Consider the following 20,629-nt stretch of genomic DNA (forward strand, 5'->3'; position numbering starts at 1 on the left):
TTTCATAGGATTACCCTATCTCCGTAACTTCCTTGGGACCTTGGGCAAAGCCGGCCCGAACGGGCCGGCTTGTGGTTTGCTGGTGGATTAGAACTTCTGGCTGTAGTCGAGGTAGTAGATGCGACCGTCGATGCTGTAGAGCTCGTCGTCATAGGTGAAGCCATCGCTCTCGAGGGACGGGCCCACGTTGAACATGTTCTTCACGCCGACCTGGATCTTGCCGTTCCAGGGCGCTTCCACGCCGACGTTCAGGTTCCAGGTGGTCTGGGACGCGATGTGGCCCACTTCCTCACCGGTATCGGCGATGTAGTCCTGGCTCTGGGAGTCGATGTAGTTCGCGCTCAGGTAGGTATCCATGTTCCACCATTGGGGAACGTTGACACCCACACCGGAGCTGAAGCGCATCTGGGGCAGACCGTTTTGGCCGATCTTGTCGATGACGGGACCACCGGCGTACAGACCTTCCTTGTATTTCAGGATGTAGGTACCGCCCAGGTCATAACGCACGGTGGCGTAGTTCAGGTCGTAGGTGTAATCCACTTTCAGGTCGAGGCCGGAGGTCTCGAGGGTCCCCAGGTTGACCATGGGAGCGATGGCGCTACCGATCTTGCCCTGGCTGTTGCGGGTGATGCTGCTGGAGCTGCCGCTGTTCAGTTCGTCATAGATGAGAGACTGCAGGGAGTTCAGCTGGATCACGTCCTCGATCTTGATGGTGTAGTAGTCCAGGGAGAGGTTCAGGTCATCCACCGGGCTGTAGGCCACCCCGAAGTTCCAGGTGTCCGCGGTCTCTTCCTTCAGATCCTCGTTGGAGGTACGGGTGGTGGTGTACTGGCGGTTCGGGCAGTCTGCCGCGGAGATGCCGTTGGCCTCGCAGTAGACGTAATCCTTCGCCCAGTCGGCGGACTCGGAATCAGCCGAGTAGAGATCGCTCAGGCTGGGGGCGCGGAACGAACGGGACCAGGAGGTGCGCAGCATCAGGTTGTCCAGCGGCTGGTAACGCAGGCTCGCCTTGGGGGAGAAGGCGCTGCCGAAGTCGCTGTACTTGTCGAAGCGACCGGCCACGTTCAGCTCGATCTGCTCGGTGATGGGCACCAGGGACTCGATGTAGGCGGCAGTCACGTCACGCACGCCACCGGAGGAGTTGCCTGCGGAGCCGATGATGTTGCCTGCTTCGGACTGGGCGTCGTACTTGTCGGCATAGACCCAGTCGTTGTACTCGGCACCGGCGTACCAGCTGACCGGACCGGCCGGCAGTTCACCCATGTCCCACTGGACACCGGCGTACCACTGGTAGAAGTCCATGGTGGCGCGGCGGCTGGTGTCGGCGGCCATGGAGGCCGTGCTCTGGGGGTCGAACTCACCACCGACGAACTTGCCGTCGGCGATCGCCTGCTGGGCGGCGGACTTCAGCACGTAACCGGTGCCGTTCTCCTTGTTGTCGGTCTTGGAGTACATGTAGCCGGCGTTCCACTGCATGTCGCCGACGCTTTCGGTGGCGATGGTGCCTTCGAAGCCGAGGTTCATGCTGCCGGTGGTGTCGGTGACATAGTTGTCACGGGGACCGACGTTGCTGAAGCGGTAGTAGGCGTAGGCAGCCTCACCCAGACCCTGGGTGGCGGCGGCATCCAGGCCGTTGTCGGTGAAGAACTGGGCGTTCTTCGGGTTGGCCGGGTCAATGGTGAAGGCACCGGCGGCCGGGGCGAAGCGGCCGAAACTCTCGACCCGGGAGCCGATGATCTGCGGCACGAAGTCCACGTTGTCGTTGATGTGGTAGCGACCGTTTACGTACAGGGTGTCACGGCTGCGGGAGGCCGTGGTGGCCGCGACCTGGCCGTAGTTGAAGTTACAGCCGCCCTCGAAGCCGACGAAGGGCTCCTTGCATGAGCCGTCGGCATTGGTGGCGCCGGCCAGGGGGCCGTATTTCCAGATGGGGTCGCCGTTGGCGTCAAGACCCGTGATCCCCTCCACGTTGCGGCCGTAGGGGCTGGGGGAGTCGTTGCCCTGCTTGGCAAGATAGTCCCGATCGCGACTGTAGATGACGTCCTTCTTGTCGTGCTCGTAGACCGCCATCAGGGAGCCCTTCTCGCCGGCCACCCCTGCCACGATGGAGCCGCTCTTCTCGTCGCCGCCCTCTTCGCTCGGGGAGCCAATGCGGCCCTGGAAGTCCAGCCCTTCGTAGCCCTCTTTGAGCACCACGTTGATCACGCCACCAATGGCGTCGGAACCGTAGATGGCGGAGCCGCCGTCCAGGTTGACCTCGACCCGCTCAACGGCGGCCATGGGGATGGTGTTGAGGTTGATGGAGGTGCCGCCCATGGTGGGGGAACCCGCTACCCGCTTGCCGTTCAGCAGAACCAGGGTACGCTCGGAACCCAGGCCGCGCAGGCCGACGGTGGATTGGGACTGGAAGGAGCTGCCGGAGGCAGGGGAGACGCCGCCAAAGGAGTTGTAGGAGGCTTGCTTGAGGTAATCGGCGACGGTCTGCTGACCGGATTGCTCGATTTTCGCCTTGGTCACGGAGACGACCGGGGTGGAGCCTTCCACATCGACCCGGGAGATCCGGGAGCCGGTGACCTTGATTTTTTGCAGTTTTTCTACGTTCTGGCCCTCTTCGGCCAGGACAGGGGTGGCCACAACTGCCGCGCTCGCCAAGGCAAACGCTACGGCAGCAGAGAGTCTGCTTTTCCTAAGCATCGCTAGTATCCTTCCTGATTGTTTATTGTTTGCTTCCATTACCGCCCTCGTTGGAGCGGTGCGTAAGGCTTATCAAGGTTTGGTGATGGACGTCAAATGGAGCGGCGGGGATGGGGGCAGTAGAGGGAATTAGATGGGAATATGCACTTGATGGAATATTTTTGGCGTTTTATTCCGTAAATGCCGCGTCAACTTATGTAAAGATGTTGTTAAATTCGATTTTTACAATTTTATTGATTATTTTTGAACTTATCGATAAGTCGCTTGTCACTCCAGTGTCGATATCGAGAAAACGGTTTTTTGCAGTATTTTCATCTGCTTTTGTGGCGAGAGCGTTTTCCGGGGAACGGATGGTGGGGGCGGCTATCCCTCTTCTTTTATAGGTAAATAAGAAAGCAGTCCGGCTTATCATTAACTTGTTGATTTTGCTTTGCTTTGCATGGATTAAAACACCTGTGTAATTAATTTTTTAATAATTAAAATCGAGTTTGACGGGTCGGCGTAGCAGTTTTTTATATTGAAGTTGGGTTTTTTGGAAAAAATCATCCGCGGGATATGCTGCGGGGGGACATTCCTGGTCGCAGACAGGGTTCTACTTGATTTTTGTTGCAGAGCTTTTACAGTGACCGAGCCGGATTGTCTGCCAATGCCAGTCAATTCAGTGAGTAATGCCAGGTAAGGATAGGCCCGTCACCGGATGTGACTGGCCATAAAAGAACAACAAGGACGAGGTTCCACCATGCTGTCGTATTTCCTACGTCGGATGCTTTTGATCATCCCGACGTTTCTCGGTATCACCCTGCTCGTCTTCACCATCACCCGCTTCGTGCCGGGCGGCCCGGTTGAGCGCATGCTGCTGCAGGCGCAGGTCTCGCAAAACGAGTCCGGCCGCTCCAGTGGCAGCAAGGGGGCGCAGGCACTCTCCGACGAACAGATTGAAGAGCTCAAGGCGTTCTACGGCCTCGACAAGCCCATGCTGGTCGCCTACTGGGACTGGTTGCAGAAGCTGGCGGTGCTGGATCTCGGGGAGTCGACCCGTTATTACGAGCCGGTGTGGGATCTCATCAAGGAGAGGTTGCCGGTGACCGCCTTCTTCGGGCTCGCCACCTTTCTGCTGAGTTATGCCGTCTCCATCCCGCTCGGGGTGGCCAAGGCGCTCAGGCACAACAGCCGCTTCGATTCCCTGAGCTCGATGCTCATCTACATGGCCTATGCGCTGCCCGCCTACGTGGTGGGGATCTTCCTCATCACCGTCTTTGCGTTCCATCTGGAGTGGCTGCCCATGGGGGGCTTCCCGGGGGACGAGTTTGACGGGATGGAGAGCAGCTGGGATCAGATCCGCACAGTCTTCGCCCACGCCCTGCTGCCGCTCATCGCCTACGCCATCGGGGATTTCGCCATCCTCACTATGACCATGAAGAACAGCCTGATGGAGAACCTGTCGGCGGATTATGTGCGCACCGCCGTGGCCAAGGGGTTGCCGTTTCGCAAGGCGGTGACCGATCACGCCATGCGCAACAGCCTGATCCCCATCGCGAGTCACTTAGGGTCGGTGCTCACCGTCTTCTTCGGGGGCTCCTTCCTCATCGAGACCATCTTCAACATCGACGGCATCGGCCTGCTCGGTTATGAGGCCATTGTCGAGCGGGATTACCCCACCGTCATGGGCATTCTGGCCATCACCTCCATGCTGATGCTGGTGGGCAACATTGTCTCCGACATCTGCGTTGCCCTGGTCGATCCCCGCGTGCGGTTTGGAGAGTGAGCATGAACCTGAATCCGGTAACTCTGAAAAAACTCAAGCGCTTCAAGTCGATAAAGCGCGGCTACTACTCCTTTGTCATCTTTTCGGTCCTGGTGGTCATCTCTCTGCTGGCGGAACTGCTGGTCAACAGCCGGGCCCTGGCGGTGAGTTATCAGGGGGAGCTCTATTTCCCCACCTATGGGGACGTGATCCCGGGCCAGCACTTCGGGCTCGATTACGAGTACGAGACCAACTACCGCCAGCTCAAGAGCCAATTTGCGAAGGAAGATAAGGGGGATTGGGTGTTGCTGCCCCTGGTCCCCTGGAACCCCTATGAGCAGGACTTCAAGGAGGAGGCCTATCCGCCCTATGCCCCGAGCCTGGCGGAGCGCCACTTCCTCGGCACCGACACCAGCGGTCGCGACGTATTGGCACGGCTGGTCTACGGCTTTCGCATCGCCATCGGCTTTGCTTTCATCGCGCTGGTGGCGAGCTATGTCATCGGGGTCAGCATCGGCTGCATGATGGGGTTCCTCGGCGGTCGGTTCGATCTCCTGATGCAGCGTTTCATCGAGATCTGGTCCCAGGTGCCCTTCCTCTACGTCATCATGATCCTGGTCTCCCTGGCCAAGCCGAACTTCGGCCTGTTCGTGGGCATCAACGTGCTGTTCGGCTGGATGGGGATCACCTGGTACATGCGCACCCTCACCTACAAGGAGCGGGCGCGGGACTACGTGATGGCGGCGCGGGCCCAGGGGGCGAGCACCCGGCGCATCATCTTCAACCACATTCTGCCCAATACCCTGATGATGATCGTCACCCTGGCCCCGTTTGCCGTGGTGGGCAACATCTCCACCCTGACGGCGCTGGACTACCTGGGCTTTGGCCTGGCGCCGCCGACCCCGAGCTGGGGGGAGCTGCTCTCCCAGGGGATCAACAACCTCGACGCCATCTGGATCGTGAGTTCGGTGGTGGCGGCGGTGAGCCTGGTGCTCATCATGGTCTCCTTCATCGGGGAGGCCATCCGGGAGGCGTTCGATCCGCGCAAATTTACCCGTTATCAGTGAGCGGTGGCGCCTTGCCAGGGCACATCGACAGGACCCTTAATGAAGACGCCCCCAGTGCAGGGGCATGACCAGGAAGTCAAACATGAACAATAAAATCAAATGGACAGGTGCTCTCTTTCTGCTGTTGAACGGATCCTGGGTGTGGGCGGCCAGCCTGCCCGCGGATCTGACGTGGGAGACCAACGACACCGACCCTGTGTTCGCCTCTCCCAAGGCGCTGCCCGGCGGCAACCTCAATCTCTTCGTCGACAGCTTCCCGCTGACGTTTCGCACCGTGGGGCCGGATTCCAACGGCTCGTTCCGCTCCTTCATCCTCGACAACCAGATGAGGCTCATCAGCTTCCATCCCAACACGGGCAACCCCATTCCGGCCCTGGCGAATGCCTGGGCCATCGCGCCGGACAGCCAGACCGTCTATTTCAGGCTCGACCCGCGCGCCAAGTGGTCCGACGGCAAGCCGGTCACCGCCGATGACTACACCTTCGGCTACGAGATGATGCGCTCCAAGGACATCAAGGGCCCCTGGTTCAACAACTACTACACCACCGAGGTGGTGGCGGTGGAGAAGATTGACGACCACACCATCCTGGTCAAGGCGGGCAGCCGCAAGGCCAAGCTCGATCTCCTCAACACCACCGAGCTGTGGCCCCAGCCCAAGCACTACTACAAGATGGGCCCGAACTGGGTAAAGCAGTACAACTGGGCCGTGGTACCCACCACGGGCCCCTACGTGATGAGCGACGTGAAGAAGGGCAAGTCCGTCACCTTCAGCAAGCAGAAGGAGTGGTGGGCAAAAGACGATCGCTACAACCAGCACAGGTTCAACCTCGACACCATCAAGGTGCAGGTGATCCGCGACCACAACATTGCGTTCCGCCACTTCCTCAAGGGGGAGCTGGACACCTTCGAGATGATCCTGCCCAACTGGTGGCATGAGAAGGCGGTCACCCCGGAGTACAAGCAGGGATACGTGCAGAAGGTGATGGCCATGACCGACACCAAGCAGGGGGGGCAGGGGGTTCACCTCAACGTGGCCAATCCCAAGCTGGCGGATCTCAACGTGCGGCTCGGTATCCAGCACGCCTTCAACATCGACAAGATGATAGAGACGGTGCTGCACGGCGACTATGACCGCGCTACCACCTTCGGCTCTGGCTTCGGGGCCTTCACCGACATCGCGCTGCCAGAGCGGGCCTACGACATCGCCAAGGCACGGGAGTACTTCGCCAAGGGCGGTTACGGCAAGCAGGGACCGGACGGCATCCTGCAAAACGACAAGGGAGAGCGGCTCACCCTGGCCCTCACCTACACCAGCCAGGAGCACTCCAAGCGGCTGACCGTGCTCAAGGAAGAGGCCAAGAAGGCGGGCCTGGATCTGGAGCTCAATCTGGTGGATGGCGCCACCGGCTTCAAGGTGATGCTGGAGAAGAAACACGAGGCGGCCTGGCTTGGCTGGGGGGGCGGCGGTCTCTATCCTCAATACTGGGAGTCCTTCCACTCCGACAACGCCAACAAGCCCCAGACCAACAACCTGTTCAACGTGGCTGACAAAGAGCTCGACAGCCTGATCGACGCCTACAACGTCGAGTTCGACATGGACAAGCGGGCCGCGCTTTCCCACCAGATCCAGCAGCGCATCTATGATCTCGCCATCTTCGTGCCCGGCGTTCAGCTCAACTACGTGCGAGCCAGCAGCTGGCGCTATGTGATGCTGCCGGAGGTGCCCGCCACCCGCAACACCCCGGATTTGCTCTACTGGCCCATGGATGGCTACCCCCACAGCAGTGGCGGCCTGCTCTGGATCGATCCCAAGGTGAAGGAGGAGACCCAGAAGGCCAAGGCTGACGGCAAGGCGCTGGCCCCCATCACCCTGATCGACAAGACCTATGCACATCATTGATGTGGCCCAGAAGGGAGCAGCAGTCATGCCCAACACACAGGCCACCGCCCCCGGCACCAGCGATCATGAGGGGCAGTCTCTGTCCCCCATCCTCGAGGTGCGGGATCTCGAGGTGGAGTTCGCCGTCGACGACGGCAAGATCAAGGTGCTCGACGGGGTCAGCTTCCAGGTCGCCCCGGGCAAGACCCTGGGGATAGTCGGCGAGTCCGGCTGCGGCAAGAGCGTCACCTCGCTGGCCATCATGGGGTTGCTGCCAAGGCCCCACGGTCAGGTGGTAGGGGGCTCCATCCGCTTTCAGGGGGAGGAGCTGCTCAATCTGCCGCCGGAGCAGATGTACAAGGTGCGCGGCAACCGTATCTCCATGATCTTTCAGGAGCCCATGACGGCCCTCAACCCGGTGCAGACGGTCGGCGATCAGCTGATGGAGGTGTTTCGCCTCCACCGCCCCGATTACAGCAAGGCCCAGCGCCGTGACGCCGCCATCGCCATGTTGAAGAAGGTGGGGATCCCCGAGCCTGCCCAGCGTTTCGCGGCTTATCCCCACAATCTCTCCGGCGGCATGCGCCAGCGGGTGATGATCGCCATGGCGCTGGCCTGCGAACCTGCCCTGCTCATCTGCGACGAGCCGACCACGGCGCTCGATGTGACCATCCAGGCCCAGATCCTGGATCTGATGAAGGAGCTGCAAGCCCAGACCGGCATGGCCATCATCTTCATCACCCACGATCTCGGGGTGGTGGCGGAGCTGTGCGACGAGGTGGTGGTGATGTATGCCGGGCGTGCGGTGGAGCGGGCCGATATCTATGAACTGTTTGACCACCCGCGCCATCCCTATACTCATGGTCTGATGGCCTCGATCCCGCGTCTGGAAGATGTGCCAAAGAGCCTGCTCAAGACCATCAAGGGTCAGGTGCCCGCCCTGCACGAGATGCCGGCGGGGTGCCGTTTCTCCAACCGCTGCCCCCATGCCACGCCCCTTTGCGTGGAGACCATACCGGTGACCGAGCAGTTGAGCGAACGCCACGGGGTGGCCTGCCACCACTGGAAGGAGGTGAGCCTATGAACGGTCTGGTGTTACGGGGTGTCGCAGGGCAGCCTGGCGGCGGGAAGGCGACCAGGTCGTCTGCTGCCATGAATCGTCGGGGATGGAAGTCATGACCAGCTTGTTGTCGGTAAGCAATTTAAAGCAGCATTTCAAGATGGGCGGTGGTTTCTTGCGCAAGCAATACACCGTCTACGCGGTGGATGGCATCAGCTTTGATCTCAGGCAGGGGGAGACCCTTGGCCTGGTGGGGGAGTCGGGATGCGGCAAGTCCACCCTGGGGCGTTCGTTGCTCAAGCTGTTCGAGCCGAGCGCCGGCTCCATCACCTTCGAGGGGCGTGACATCACCCACCTCTCGCCCAAGGAGATGCGATCCCTGCGTCAGGAGATGCAGATCGTGTTCCAGGATCCCGCAGAATCCCTCAACAGCCGCCACACGGTTGGGCAGATCCTGGAGGAGCCTTTCATCATCCACGGCAAGGGCAACGCCGAACAGCGCCGGACATGGGTGCAGGAGCTGCTGGAGAAAGTCGGCTTGCCCGGCAGCGCGGTGGATCGCTACCCCCATGAGTTCTCTGGTGGCCAGCGCCAACGTATCGGCATCGCCCGCGCCATCGCCCTCAAGCCCAAGCTGCTGGTGTGTGACGAGGCGGTGTCGGCGCTCGACGTGTCGGTGCAGTCCCAGATCGTGAACCTGCTGCTCAATCTGCAGCGGGAGATGAACCTCGCCATCATTTTCATCGCCCATGACCTGTCGGTGGTCAAGCACATCTCGGACAGGATTGCGGTGATGTATCTGGGCCGGATCGTCGAGCTGGCCGAGGCCCAGGCACTCTACCTGGCACCGCGCCATCCCTATACCCAGGCCCTCATCTCCGCCATTCCGGTGCCGGATCCGCGGCGGCGCAGCCAGCGCATCCTGCTGACGGGGGATGTGCCGTCCCCCATCTCGCCGCCGAGTGGCTGCCATTTTCACCAGCGCTGCCCCCATGCAACGGATCTGTGCCGCACCCGCTCGCCTGCCCTTGAGGCGTGCGGCGGGCAGGGGCATCAGGTGGCCTGCCATTTCCCCTTGCCCGTGCAGGAGGCGGTCCCGTTGGGAAAGGCGATATGATGCCGGCGCCCGCCGCGTCGCGACCGGCATCGCTGCAAGATGGCACCGAGGAGGCGCAATAGAGGCGGAAACGGAATAAAAAAATGGGGCCTGCGGGCCCCATCTTCATGGTTGGAGTTCAGGTTTGGCCGTGGAAATTCTGGCCCGGGCAGGACAGCGCCCCGATGGGGGTGACTGTTGTGTGGATTGCTGAGTTGTTTTGTAGTTTTATTACGTTGCTAATTTCAACTTCCGGACAGGCGATATCAGGCGCCATAACGGAAGTAGTAATTGCGGGTTGCAGGCGCATAAGTGTCTTTCTCTTCAGCACCTTTCTTGCTGGTTGCACCCTTCAGGTGGAACAGCACTGCCAGATTCTCGAACATATGATGACCTCGTTTCTCTGTGGTTCATGGGTTGTGTGACCTTGGTCACGTTCTGATCCTAGGGGGATATGTGAGCTGGATCAACTTTTTGTGTTGTAAATTTACATAAATCATGGAAAAGGTTTTCAAATGCAGACCTGTTCATGGATACGATTTCAAGCCAGGGCCGCGCGTGGAATCGGGGATATGAGAGAGGTGGCCGAGGAGGGAGCACAAAAAAGATGCCCCGCACTGGGCGGGGCATCGATATGGTCGTGAGCTGGCTTACTTGGCCGGGATATGTTCCAGCACGTGAACCAGCAGTTGCCAGAAACGCTCGACCGCCGGGATGTGTATCTTCTCCCCCGGTGCGTGAGCGCCACGGATGGTCGGGCCGAAGGAGACCATGTCCCAGTCCGGGTAGGCGCTCTTGAACAGACCGCACTCGAGGCCTGCGTGGATCACCATGACGTTCGGCATCTCGCCAAACAGGGTCTGGTAGCTGCTTCGCACCAGCGCCATGACCGGTGAGTCAACGTTCGGGGCCCAACCCGGGTAGGCGCCGGTGAACTCGCAGCTGGCGCCAGCCAGGGTGAACAGGGAGCGGGTCATCTGCTCGATGTTCTCGCGACCGGAATCGATGAGGGAGCGGATCAGGCACTGCACATAGACTTCCCCCTCGAGTGTCTTGATGACACCCAGGTTGGTGGAGGTCTCGGTCACGCCCGGGATGGCGTCGCTCATGCGCATCACCCCGTTCGGGCAGGCCATCAGGGCATCCAGCAGGCGGCTTTGCAGGGACTCGCTCATGAGCTGGGCCGGTTTCTCCCGGGCGGTGAGCAGCACGGTGAGGTTGGCCTCGGTGGCGGCCAGCTCGCTCTGATAGATGCCGGCGTAGCGGTCCACCAGGGCCTTGAAGTCAGCCACGCTGGCGGCGGGCACCAGCAGGCTGGCACGGGCCTCGCGGGGGATGGCGTTGCGCAAGGTGCCGCCACTGAGATCGCCAAGGCGCACCCCCAGTGGTTCGGCGGCCTTGAGCAGACGGACCAGCAGCTTGTTGGCGTTGCCGCGGCCGCGATGGATGTCGACCCCGGAGTGGCCGCCGCGCAGGCCCTTGACCTGCAGCTCGAAACCTTCACCCTCGGTGGCAGCGACGAGCTCCAGGGGGAAGCGGATATTGGCATCCACCCCGCCGGCGCAGCCCATGTAGACCTCGCCATCCTCTTCGGAGTCGGTATTGAGCAGGATCTCGCCTTCCAGCCAGCCCGCTTCCAGACCGAAGGCGCCGGTCATGCCGGTCTCTTCGTCGGTGGTCAGCAGCACTTCCAGCGGACCATGCTTGATGGTCTTGTCGGCCAGCACGGCCAGGCAGCCCGCCATGCCCATGCCGTTGTCGGCGCCCAGGGTGGTGCCGCGGGCAGTGACCCATTCACCGTCGATGTAGGCATCGATGGGATCGGTGGTGAAGTCGTGCTGGGTGTCGGCGTTGGCCTGGGGCACCATGTCGATGTGGGCTTGCAGCACCACGGCCTTGCGGTTTTCCATCCCCGGCGTGGCCGGTTTCTTGATGATGATGTTGCCGACGGCATCTTGCTTGACCGCCAGGCCTTCTCCCTGGGCCCATGCGACGATCCAGGCGCTCAGTTGGGCTTCGTGCTTGGAGGGGTGGGGGATGGAGCAGATCTGCTCGAAGAATTGCCAAATCAACTTGGGAGACAGAGAACTGAGCTGTGCCACGTCGGGACTCCTTACCAGCATGGAAAATGTCGGGCCCCACTCTGCGGGCCGGGGAAGAGGATAACGATAATACAGTCAATCACGCAAAAATGTGAGCGATCAGCGCAAATGACGCTCTGCTTGTGCTGGGAAAGGGAGCATGGATGGCGAACTTCACTACCTGCCTTATTCGTGTCAGCACAACATCAATTATGTGATGTTGATCACAAAAATATTGTCTTTTTGGCGCCGGGTGGTAAATTAGCCGCCGTGGCCAGCCCACTTGTCAGGATGACAATCAATGCCTCCAGGGAACCGAAGCAAAGCAAGTGCGCCTCCATGGAACCGAGTGTCAGTTCAAGGATGTGAACCCGCATTAAGGTACGTAACTTGTTAAGCAATCAGGAGTTTATGATGTCAGGCAGCAATTCAACCTATTGGTTTGCCCAATCTCTCTATACCCAGGGCTTCAACTACCCGAATCCCTACGCCACCCGCCGTTAAGGCTCGCAGGCGTCAAAGGTAACAGCAGCAGGTGTGTGAGGATCCTCTCCTCCCCCTGCTATTTTTTTGCCCGAATGTCATGGAATGTGTGTCAAACGGCTAACCTGTCGGTGTCGCCGGAGCCCTCCCAAAAGGGCGACAGAGCGGGAGATGGCGGACATTTCCTGTTTTTCGCATACGTTTGCCGCTCAATTTATCCATAAAGAGTGCTATCATACCGGCCCAACAGCCGGCCCGAGATCGGGAGTCCACCCGAGATGGCCGCCAGCTACACCCCATCCCTGTTCGCATTGCATCCGTTTTTGCCGCCGAGGCGTCAGCCCCGAGGCCGAAAAAGTGCAAGCAAAATTCGGGAAACGGGGTGCCAGAATTGACCTGAACCCGTCTCTTTGCCGGGTTTCGCCTCATAAGTGATTGCTTTATAACTCGTTGAGATCGATAGCATGCCAAAAAAGTTCTATGTATCGTGGGATAACCTGCAACGCGAAGCGCGCCGTCTGGCCCGTCGTCAACTGCCTGTCAGCCAGTGGAAAGGGATCATCGCCGTCAGCCGCGGTGGTCTGGTGCCTGCGGCCCTGATGGCCCGCGAACTTGGCATTCGCAATGTCGAAACCCTCTGCATCTCCAGCTATGACCACGACAACCAGCGCGAGCTGGTGGTGGTGAAGGCTGCCACCACCGCAGGTGACGGCGAAGGCTGGCTGGTGGTGGACGATCTGGTGGACACCGGCGGCACCGCCAAGGCGATCCGCGAGCTCTACCCCAGAGCCAAGTTCATCACCATCTTCGCCAAGCCCATGGGCGAACCCCTGGTGGATGACTTCGAAGTCGCCATTCCGCAGGATACCTGGATTGAACAGCCCTGGGACATGGCGCTGGAGTTCGCCAAGCCGATCTGCGACGAAGCGTAATCGCCGCACCGGTCGCGACCAGTGACTCCCCGGCATTCGGGAGCGGACTGATCCGTCGTGATGCAAGGTTGACCACATTGAGCCCCTTTTGGGGCTCAATGCGTTTCTGGTGTGGCTGCTCGATGTGAAAAGTGGTTAAGATGGGACATTGTTTGAGACAGAAGAGCCACCATTTTGGAACCAAACGACGATACCAATCTGACGGAAAAGCTGTTTACCCGGGTCAAAAAGGTATTGGAAACTTCCGAAGTCTCCAACTCGAGCCCCGTCGACGAGCAAGACAGCGCACTGTCTGACAGCTTCATCGATGGCGCCCTGTCGCCCCGCTGGTATCGCCTGCTGCGCAGACCGACCTGGGCCTGGCAGGGGGCCGATCCCGTCGAGGTGGAGCAGACCCTGGCGCACATCGCCATGGGGCAGGGGGAGCGCAGTCACGAACGCTATCTGGACACCATCAAGGGCTATGTGCCCGGCAACTGGGTCTATGAGTGGAGCCAGCTTGCCGGCCGTTATTTCAATACGGGGCGGACGCTGCTTGGGGAAGGGGATCGCGCCGCGGCGCTGAAGAGCCTGCTCAAGGCAGTGCGCTACTACTCCATCGCAAGCTACCCCCACCTCAAGCACGACGAGCTGGCGGATCAGGCCCAGTTGCTCGGCAACATGGCCTATCGCGAGGCCGGACGCCTGTTCAAGGTGCCCCTCAAGGAGTTGCAGGTCCCGTTTCGGGGCAAGACCATCCAGGGCTACCTGCATCTGCCCACCACCGAGAAACCTGTGCCCCTGGTCATCGTCAGCGGTGGCATTGATTCGCTTCAGGTGGACTTCCTCAACTTCTATTTCAAGTGTCTCGAGCCCCACGGCATCGGGATGCTCTCCCTGGACATGCCGGGCACCGGCTATGCCGAGCACTGGCCCCTGGTGCAGGACACCAGCCGCCTGCACCAGGCGGTGCTCAACTACCTCTCGGAGGTGGCCTGGGTCGATCACCAGCGCATCGCCATGGTGGGGTTCCGCCTCGCCGGCAATGTGGCGGCCCGCCTCGCCTTCGTCGAGCCGTTCAAGCTTCGGACCGTGGTCTGCATCGGTGCCGGCATCAACCAGGTGTTCACCAATCAGGAGATGTTCGCCCGCTGCCCGCGCATGATGCGCGACGGGCTGGCGAACCGGCTGGGGGCGGACGCGGCCCAGTGGGATCTGCTGCGCACCAAGTGTCAGGTCTTCTCCCTCAAGACCCAGGGATTGCTGGGGAGTCGCACTTCCGTGCCGATATTGAGTATCGGGCACAAGAAAGATTTTATTTGTCCCGAGCAGGATGTCCGGGCATTGGCCGCTGCGAGTCGCAACGGCAAGGCGGTGGTGTTTGACAAGCAGCCACTGCTCGAGGTCTATGACGAGGCACTGAAAGAGACGGTAGACTGGCTCAAAAAGCACTTATGTACATGATATAAAACTAAAAATGTAACATCATCATGTGATGGTATGGCTTGTTCAACAGGGAGGTTAGCATGTCAGAAAGAGTGACTTACAAGCGATTGCTGCGGCAGTTCGCGGCCATTGGCCCCTATTTGCGTGAAGACCTGTGCGAGGAGGGCCGCTACCGCTTTGACTGCCTGTCCGTCTGTGTCAGCGCCAAGCCTGCCCCGGACAAGCGGGAGTTCTGGGGCTGGTGGCTGGTGCTGGAGCAGGCGGATCACAGCTTCAGCTACCACTATCAGACGGGGTTCTACAACGCGGACGGGGAGTGGATCGACAAGGCGCTGCCCAAGAAGCATCAGGCGGAAGTGGAACGCACCCTGCAACATTTCTACAAGCTGATCAGCGGCAAGTTGACCCAGCTGGAGTGCACCCTCTCCCCTGCGAAGCAGGTGACCGCCGAACTGAGCGTGACGGCAGCCTGATCCCCAAGCCCCGCATCTTCCCGGTGCGGGGTACCCCGATGCTTTGTCACCGAGCCCGCAACTGCCTGGCGAGGCTTAATTGCCTTGCAGGGCAGGGGGGCCGTGGGTATAAAGGGATTCCTTACTTTTCTAACCCTTCGTTCCCATGGAAAACAGAACCATAGTCGTCAAACTGGGCACCAGCGTGCTCACCGGGGGATCTGCCCGCCTCAACCGTGCCCACATGGTCGAGCTGGTCAGACAATGTGCCGCCTTGCATCGACACGGGCACCGTGTCGTGCTGGTCACGTCGGGGGCCATCGCCGCCGGTCGCGAGCATCTGGGCCACCCTCCGCTGGCGCCTACCCTGCCGAACAAACAGATGCTGGCGGCGGTGGGTCAGACCCAGCTCATCCGGGTATGGCAGGACCTGTTCAACCTCTACGGGCTGCACATCGGCCAGATGCTACTGACCCGCGCCGACCTGGAAGACAGGGAGCGCTACCTCAATGCCCGCGACACCCTGCGCACTCTGCTTGATCACCGCATCATCCCCGTCATCAACGAGAACGACGCCGTGGCCACCGCCGAGATCAAGGTGGGGGACAACGACAACCTCTCCGCCCGTGCCGCCATCCTGGCGGATGCGGACTTGCTGATCCTGCTCACGGATCAGAAGGGGCTCTTCACCGCCGACCCGCGCACCAACCCGGATGCCCAGCTCATCGAAGAGGTGCAGACCATAGATGACACCCTGCGCTCCCTCGCCGGTGACAGCGTGAGCGGTCTTGGCACCGGTGGCATGGCCACCAAATTGCAGGCGGCCGACGTGGCGCGCCGCGCCGGGGTGGACGTGGTGATCGCCACCGGCCAGATCCCGGAAGTGATCGGCCGCCTCGCCGCCGGGGAGCGGGTGGGGACCCTGTTCCCGGCCCTGGCATCCCCCCTGGAAGGGCGCAAGAGCTGGATCCTGGCAGGGCCCCCTCCTCACGGCGAAGTGCAGGTGGATCAGGGGGCCGTGGCCGCCATGCAGGAGAAGGGCTCCAGCCTGCTGCCCAAGGGCATCGTCGCGGTGAAGGGTGATTTCGTGCGTGGCGACGTGGTGCGTATCCTGGATCCCAAGGGGAGCGAGCTGGCTCGCGGTATCTGCCGTTACGACCATCTGGAGCTGGATCGGCTGCGGGGTGTCCACTCGGATCAGATTGAACAGGTATTGGGTTACGGCTATGGGGCCGTGGCCATCCACCGTGATGACATGGTGCTGCTCTGAACAGGGCGGCACCGCATGAACAAAAGGGAACTGTGATGAGTCTGGAGAAAATGGGGCAGGCGGCCCGTGAAGCCGCCTATCAACTGGCCACCGTCAGCACGGCACAGAAGAACTGGGCGCTGGCGGCCATCGCCGATGAACTGGAAGCACGCAGTGCCCAGATCCTGGCGGCCAACGAGAAAGACATCGCCGCCGGGCGCGAGGCGGGGCTCACGGAAGCCATGCTGGATCGCCTGCTGCTCAACCCGGCGCGCCTTGCCGGCATAGTGGCGGATGTGCGCAAGGTGATCACCCTGGACGATCCGGTCGGGGCCGAAATCGACAGCCGGGTGCTGGAGAATGGCCTGCGCCTCTCCCGTCGCCGGGTGCCCATCGGGGTCATCGGCGTCATCTACGAGGCGCGCCCCAACGTCACCATCGACATCGCCAGCCTCTGCCTCAAGACCGGCAACGCCAGCATTCTGCGCGGCGGTCGCGAGACCTTCCACTCCAACCTGGAGCTGGTGCGGGTGATCCAGCATGCCCTGGCGGCGTCCGGCCTGCCCGAGGCGGCGGTGCAGTACATCGACAACCCGGACAGGGCGCTGGTGGCCGAGTTGCTGCGCCTCGACCGCTACGTGGACATGATCATCCCCCGCGGCGGCGCGGGTCTTCACAAGATGTGCAAGGAGAACAGCTCCATCCCCGTCATCATCGGCGGGTTCGGTATCAGCCATATCTTCGTGGACGAGAGCGCCGATCTGGCGCGTTCCCTGGCGGTCATCGAGAACGCCAAGGTGCAGCGCCCCTCCGCCTGCAACGCCCTCGATACCCTGCTGGTACACGAGAAGGTGGCGGCCACCTTGCTGCCGCAACTGGTGGCTCTGATGAACGAGCGCAAGGTGACTCTGGTGGGCGCGCCCAATGCCATGGCGCTGCTGGCTGGCAGCGACAACCTGTGCGACGCGGGGCCGGAAGATTTCGACACCGAGTGGCTGGGGCTGACCCTGGGGGTCAAGGTGGTGGCGGACGTCAACGAGGCGCTCGCCCATATGCGCGAGCACAACGCCGGCCACTCCGATGCCATCCTGACCAACTCCCTCGCCAATGCCGAGCGTTTCGTCAACGGGGCCGGTTCGGCGGCGGTCTATGTCAACGCCTCCACCCGCTTTACCGACGGCGGCCAGTTTGGCCTCGGGGCCGAGGTGGCGGTCTCGACCCAGATGCTTCACGCCCGTGGCCCCATGGGGCTGACCGAACTCACCAGCTACAAGTGGGTGGGGCAGGCGGATTATCTCAGCCGTGCCTGATCCAGGCACGCTCAGCAAGCAGGACAATGCCGACTCAGGTCGGCATTTTTGTGCTTTTTTATTGCTCGCAATCAATGGCTTGCATATAACTATCCAGCAGGATGCGGTGTCACCCGGGGCATCAGGCCACCGACAGCAAGGGGAGCAACTTCAAGGATGAAGGGACAGGATAGGAGTGCGTGGTGGGGCAGCCTCTGGCTGAGCCTGCCACTTCTGCTGGGGGCGCTCTGTTTCAGCGGCGCCAGCTACGCCAGCTGGGACCAGGATCTCTATCGTCAGCTCGGCCTGGCCGGCAAGCTCGACAGCCGCGTGTTTCGCAAGGCCCTGGACGGTTACCAGAGCGTGCGCCACAAGCGAAAACCCATTCTCACCATCATCGACTACAGCAAGCCCTCGACCATGCGCCGGCTGTTCGTCATCGACGTCAAGCGCCACAAGCTGCTCTACCACACCTGGGTCAGCCACGGCCGCAATTCGGGGGAGCTGGCCGCCCGCCAGTTCTCGAATCAGATGAATTCCCGGCAAAGTTCCCTGGGGGTCTACCGCACCGCCGAGACCTATCAGGGCAAGCATGGTTACTCCCTGCGTCTCGACGGCCTCAGTCCCGGCAAGAACAGCAATGCCCGCAAGCGCGCCATCGTGGTGCACGGGGCGGACTACGCCAGCCCCAGGCATCTGCAGAAGTTTGACAAGCTGGGGCGCAGCTGGGGATGCCCGGCCCTGCCAAGGGAGCAGTCCAGGGCCATTATCGACACCATCAAGGGAGGGAGCGTCATCTATGCCCATGGCTGAGACCCTGCCCGCGAGCCTGCGGCGAGGGCGTCACCAGGACTGGTGGGCGGCGCTCTACCTTGCCGACGACCTCTCGTTATCCCTCGTGCACCGGTTCTGAGATGAGCATCCCATGGCAATCAACAGCAAAAAGGCCAGCATATGCTGGCCTTGGCGCATCAGGCGGGGATTATTTGCGGACCACCAGCACAGGGCAGGGGGCGTGGCGCACCACGGATTCCGCCACGCTGCCCACCAGCAGGTGGGTGATGCCGGAGCGGCCATGGCTGCCCATGACCACGAGATCCACCTTGTCTTCCTTCGCCTGGAGGACGATTTCATCGGCGGCGCGGCCAAAGCGGACCTCGAACTTGGCCGGAATGGGCAGGCAGGCGACCAGTTCCTTGAGCTGGCTCTTGGCCTGGCGCTCCATCTCGTGGGTGATCTCGATGGCCGTCATGTGCAGGATCTTGTAGCTGTCGAAGCCGTGCAGCTGATCCACCACGTGGACCAGTTTGAGCTCGGCCTGGTGGGTGTTGGCCATGAAGACGGCGTAGTCGAGTACCGCTCTGGACATCTCGGAGAAATCGACGGGGCAGAGCAGGGATTTGATGGTTGGCATGAGAATCTCCCCTCAAGTTGGGCTACTAATGAATCTTGTTTGCCATGATACGCTGTGGGGCGACAATAACCCTCGACCCGCTCGCAAAATGGGGAAAATGTCGGCCGGGACTCTGTTTTTCTATGCTATCTGTATGCCTGAACGGGCCGTCCAGCGGTGAGCATCTGCCGAGTGCCATATCACTGAGGATATTCATGGTTCGTCTTTTTCTGTTCTGTTGCCTGCTGATCACCTCGTTCGTGCGGGCAGACACCATACACGTCTATTGCGACGACTGGCCCGGCTTCTGTCACCGGGACGGCAAGGGGGTCTATCTGGATGTGGTTCGAGCCATCTATGAACCCCTGGGGCACGAGGTGAAGCTTCACATGGTGCCTTACAAACGGGCACTGGCGGTGGTGTCGCAAAAGGAGGGGGACATGGCGATGGGGGTCTATCGGGGAGAAGTGCCCGGGGTCCATCAGCCTGACTACCCCGACTCGGCGGACTACGTGAGCGTGGTGATGCAAAAGCGCTGGCTGCCGCACTGGGCAGGGGAGCACAGCCTCAAGGAGCAGGAGGTGCTCTGGCTGAGGGGGTGGGCCTTTGACAAGTTCATCCCGGAGCCGATGCGCTGGTTCGAGATAGACAGCCACGAGATGGCGCTGCAATTGCTGATCAAGGGGCGTTACCGCTACTACCTGACCGACGGCGCCCTCTACCCCGAAGGCTCCCTTCCCCCCGAGCTGGTACAGGTATTCCTGCGCTGGATCCCGACCTACCCCATCTTCGCCGATACCCCGAAGGGCAGGGAGTTGCACGGGCTCTGGGATCCCGGCATGCGCACACTGATAAGGCAGGGCAAGCTGGCGGAGATCTATCGGCAGAACAAGCTCTACGACTACTACCAGGACTTTCTCAGGGAACAGGTGGTGCGGGCGAACAAGCCACAGCCCTAGCTGTCGGGCCTGATGCCGTCATCGGGCCCCTCTTGTCCTGCCTCAGCCTTTGGCTCTGAGCGTCTTGGCCAACCGGTCATAAAGGATGACGTTGACCGAGGCGGTGAGGTGCATGCAGCCTGTCGGTCTGGCCACATAGATAACGTCTTGTCCTGCCTCAGCCTTTGGCTCTGAGCGTCTTGGCCAACCTGTCATAGAGGATGACGTTGACCGAGGCGGCCAGGTTCATGCAACCCTGAGTCGGCACATAGATGACCTCCTTCACCGCCGCGAAGCGGGCGGGTTCCAGGGTGCCATCCTCCGGGCCGAAGATGTAGAAGGCTCTCTCGGGGTGCACGTAATCCGGCAGGGGCGTGGCCCCCTCGATCAAATCCACCAGCACAGGGGTGCAGCCCTCGGGCACGAAGTCCAGCAGCTCCTCGACCCCGAGCAGGGGGATCTTCTCCACCATCTGCTTGGTGTCGGTGACAAAACGCCTCGCCAGCTCGAAGCGCTGCCCCGTGTAGTAGACTTCGTCCGCCCCGTAGCAGCCGGCGGCCCGCATCACGGCACCCACGTTCTCCGGGGATTTGGGATTGACCAGCCCGATGGCGCAATAGTCCCCTCTCTCCCGGGCATCTGCCCGGTGCTGCCAGGCAGCGCCTTCATCTGACACTTTCATCTCTCTCTCCTGTGTGGCGGCGCATTATACCCCCGGTGGGCCCCTTGCCCAGCGTGCGGGGCGGATTCCCGCAAGGCGGGCCCAACAAGGGGGCGGCTGCACCGTGGCGGCGCAGCCCGACCCCCTGATGCGCAATGGCGGCGCCCCTTGCATCCTGGCGCGGGG

17 protein-coding genes are annotated in these 20,629 nt (G+C 61.2%); 13 read left to right on the forward strand and 4 right to left on the reverse strand.

Features of this window, described 5'->3' with window-relative positions; genetic code table 11:
- Positions 1–87: 87 nt before the first annotated feature.
- Positions 88–2,694 carry a TonB-dependent siderophore receptor gene (locus I6L32_RS11415; RefSeq protein ID WP_045525716.1) on the reverse strand — a complete coding sequence of 869 codons (2,607 nt, stop codon included), beginning with the start codon at positions 2,692–2,694 and terminating at the stop codon, positions 88–90.
- Positions 2,695–2,804: 110 nt separating this feature from the next.
- Between I6L32_RS11415 and I6L32_RS11420 the strand changes: the two genes are divergently transcribed.
- The 6 genes from I6L32_RS11420 (at position 2,805) to I6L32_RS11445 (ending at position 9,561) form a co-directional block, all read left to right on the forward strand.
- Positions 2,805–3,077, forward strand: a complete 273-nt coding sequence (locus I6L32_RS11420) for a hypothetical protein (RefSeq protein WP_216943902.1) — start codon at positions 2,805–2,807, stop codon at positions 3,075–3,077.
- 356 nt (positions 3,078–3,433) lie between these two features.
- Positions 3,434–4,459, forward strand: a complete 1,026-nt coding sequence (locus I6L32_RS11425) for an ABC transporter permease subunit (protein ID WP_010675471.1) — start codon at positions 3,434–3,436, stop codon at positions 4,457–4,459.
- A 2-nt stretch (positions 4,460–4,461) separates the two neighbouring features.
- The gene (locus I6L32_RS11430) at positions 4,462–5,505 is read left to right on the forward strand and encodes an ABC transporter permease (protein ID WP_041212459.1); all 1,044 of its coding nucleotides are present in this window, start codon (positions 4,462–4,464) and stop codon (positions 5,503–5,505) included.
- Between the two features lie 82 nt (positions 5,506–5,587).
- Complete coding sequence (locus tag I6L32_RS11435; RefSeq protein WP_043154299.1) at positions 5,588–7,405, forward strand: extracellular solute-binding protein; 1,818 nt, start codon at positions 5,588–5,590, stop codon at positions 7,403–7,405.
- A 25-nt stretch (positions 7,406–7,430) separates the two neighbouring features.
- Positions 7,431–8,468 carry an ABC transporter ATP-binding protein gene (locus I6L32_RS11440; protein ID WP_103243643.1) on the forward strand — a complete coding sequence of 346 codons (1,038 nt, stop codon included), beginning with the start codon at positions 7,431–7,433 and terminating at the stop codon, positions 8,466–8,468.
- A gap of 91 nt (positions 8,469–8,559) precedes the next feature.
- Positions 8,560–9,561, forward strand: a complete 1,002-nt coding sequence (locus I6L32_RS11445; protein WP_041212969.1) for an ABC transporter ATP-binding protein — start codon at positions 8,560–8,562, stop codon at positions 9,559–9,561.
- A gap of 629 nt (positions 9,562–10,190) precedes the next feature.
- On the opposite strand, the gene I6L32_RS11450 is transcribed toward I6L32_RS11445, so the two are convergent.
- Entirely contained in the window at positions 10,191–11,642 is a 1,452-nt protein-coding gene (locus I6L32_RS11450) for an aminoacyl-histidine dipeptidase (protein ID WP_216943903.1), read from the reverse strand.
- Positions 11,643–12,568: 926 nt separating this feature from the next.
- Between I6L32_RS11450 and gpt the strand changes: the two genes are divergently transcribed.
- The 6 genes from gpt (at position 12,569) to I6L32_RS11480 (ending at position 18,264) form a co-directional block, all read left to right on the forward strand.
- On the forward strand, positions 12,569–13,036 hold the full coding sequence (gene gpt / locus I6L32_RS11455; protein ID WP_039040347.1) for a xanthine phosphoribosyltransferase: 468 nt from the start codon (positions 12,569–12,571) through the stop codon (positions 13,034–13,036).
- Positions 13,037–13,210: 174 nt separating this feature from the next.
- Positions 13,211–14,479: an esterase FrsA gene (gene frsA / locus I6L32_RS11460; RefSeq protein ID WP_010675462.1), complete on the forward strand. Its 1,269-nt coding sequence runs from the start codon at positions 13,211–13,213 to the stop codon at positions 14,477–14,479.
- A gap of 62 nt (positions 14,480–14,541) precedes the next feature.
- The gene (gene crl / locus I6L32_RS11465; RefSeq protein ID WP_039040346.1) at positions 14,542–14,934 is read left to right on the forward strand and encodes a sigma factor-binding protein Crl; all 393 of its coding nucleotides are present in this window, start codon (positions 14,542–14,544) and stop codon (positions 14,932–14,934) included.
- 145 nt (positions 14,935–15,079) lie between these two features.
- Positions 15,080–16,183 carry a glutamate 5-kinase gene (gene proB, locus I6L32_RS11470; protein WP_010675460.1) on the forward strand — a complete coding sequence of 368 codons (1,104 nt, stop codon included), beginning with the start codon at positions 15,080–15,082 and terminating at the stop codon, positions 16,181–16,183.
- A gap of 35 nt (positions 16,184–16,218) precedes the next feature.
- Positions 16,219–17,472 (forward strand): glutamate-5-semialdehyde dehydrogenase, encoded by a 1,254-nt coding sequence (locus I6L32_RS11475; RefSeq protein ID WP_202015298.1) that lies wholly within the window; start codon positions 16,219–16,221, stop codon positions 17,470–17,472.
- 156 nt (positions 17,473–17,628) lie between these two features.
- Positions 17,629–18,264, forward strand: coding sequence for a murein L,D-transpeptidase catalytic domain family protein (locus I6L32_RS11480; RefSeq protein WP_200164575.1), 636 nt, complete (start codon positions 17,629–17,631; stop codon positions 18,262–18,264).
- Between the two features lie 169 nt (positions 18,265–18,433).
- Here the strand turns inward: I6L32_RS11480 and I6L32_RS11485 are convergent, their stop codons facing one another.
- A complete protein-coding gene (locus I6L32_RS11485) occupies positions 18,434–18,865 on the reverse strand; it encodes a universal stress protein (protein ID WP_041212463.1) in 432 nt (143 codons plus the stop codon).
- Between the two features lie 194 nt (positions 18,866–19,059).
- Between I6L32_RS11485 and I6L32_RS11490 the strand changes: the two genes are divergently transcribed.
- Positions 19,060–19,803: a hypothetical protein gene (locus I6L32_RS11490; RefSeq protein ID WP_042016889.1), complete on the forward strand. Its 744-nt coding sequence runs from the start codon at positions 19,060–19,062 to the stop codon at positions 19,801–19,803.
- Positions 19,804–19,960: 157 nt separating this feature from the next.
- Here the strand turns inward: I6L32_RS11490 and I6L32_RS11495 are convergent, their stop codons facing one another.
- The gene (locus tag I6L32_RS11495) at positions 19,961–20,464 is read right to left on the reverse strand and encodes an RNA methyltransferase (protein WP_102948433.1); all 504 of its coding nucleotides are present in this window, start codon (positions 20,462–20,464) and stop codon (positions 19,961–19,963) included.
- Positions 20,465–20,629 lie beyond the last annotated feature (165 nt).

This window comes from Aeromonas sp. FDAARGOS 1402 (assembly GCF_019046925.1).
Taxonomy (GTDB): Bacteria; Pseudomonadota; Gammaproteobacteria; order Enterobacterales; family Aeromonadaceae; genus Aeromonas; species Aeromonas caviae.

Coding starts and splice junctions, on each gene's coding strand:
- I6L32_RS11480 (WP_200164575.1), top strand. CDS start 17,629: ATGAAGGGACAGGATAGGAGTGCGTGGTGGGGCAGCCTCTGGCTGAGC.
- I6L32_RS11415 (WP_045525716.1), bottom strand. CDS start 2,694: ATGCTTAGGAAAAGCAGACTCTCTGCTGCCGTAGCGTTTGCCTTGGCG.
- proB (WP_010675460.1), top strand. CDS start 15,080: ATGGAAAACAGAACCATAGTCGTCAAACTGGGCACCAGCGTGCTCACC.
- I6L32_RS11430 (WP_041212459.1), top strand. CDS start 4,462: ATGAACCTGAATCCGGTAACTCTGAAAAAACTCAAGCGCTTCAAGTCG.
- I6L32_RS11485 (WP_041212463.1), bottom strand. CDS start 18,865: ATGCCAACCATCAAATCCCTGCTCTGCCCCGTCGATTTCTCCGAGATG.
- I6L32_RS11495 (WP_102948433.1), bottom strand. CDS start 20,464: ATGAAAGTGTCAGATGAAGGCGCTGCCTGGCAGCACCGGGCAGATGCC.
- crl (WP_039040346.1), top strand. CDS start 14,542: ATGTCAGAAAGAGTGACTTACAAGCGATTGCTGCGGCAGTTCGCGGCC.
- I6L32_RS11435 (WP_043154299.1), top strand. CDS start 5,588: ATGAACAATAAAATCAAATGGACAGGTGCTCTCTTTCTGCTGTTGAAC.
- I6L32_RS11490 (WP_042016889.1), top strand. CDS start 19,060: ATGGTTCGTCTTTTTCTGTTCTGTTGCCTGCTGATCACCTCGTTCGTG.
- I6L32_RS11475 (WP_202015298.1), top strand. CDS start 16,219: ATGAGTCTGGAGAAAATGGGGCAGGCGGCCCGTGAAGCCGCCTATCAA.
- I6L32_RS11440 (WP_103243643.1), top strand. CDS start 7,431: ATGCCCAACACACAGGCCACCGCCCCCGGCACCAGCGATCATGAGGGG.
- I6L32_RS11420 (WP_216943902.1), top strand. CDS start 2,805: ATGGGGGCAGTAGAGGGAATTAGATGGGAATATGCACTTGATGGAATA.
- gpt (WP_039040347.1), top strand. CDS start 12,569: ATGCCAAAAAAGTTCTATGTATCGTGGGATAACCTGCAACGCGAAGCG.
- I6L32_RS11425 (WP_010675471.1), top strand. CDS start 3,434: ATGCTGTCGTATTTCCTACGTCGGATGCTTTTGATCATCCCGACGTTT.
- I6L32_RS11445 (WP_041212969.1), top strand. CDS start 8,560: ATGACCAGCTTGTTGTCGGTAAGCAATTTAAAGCAGCATTTCAAGATG.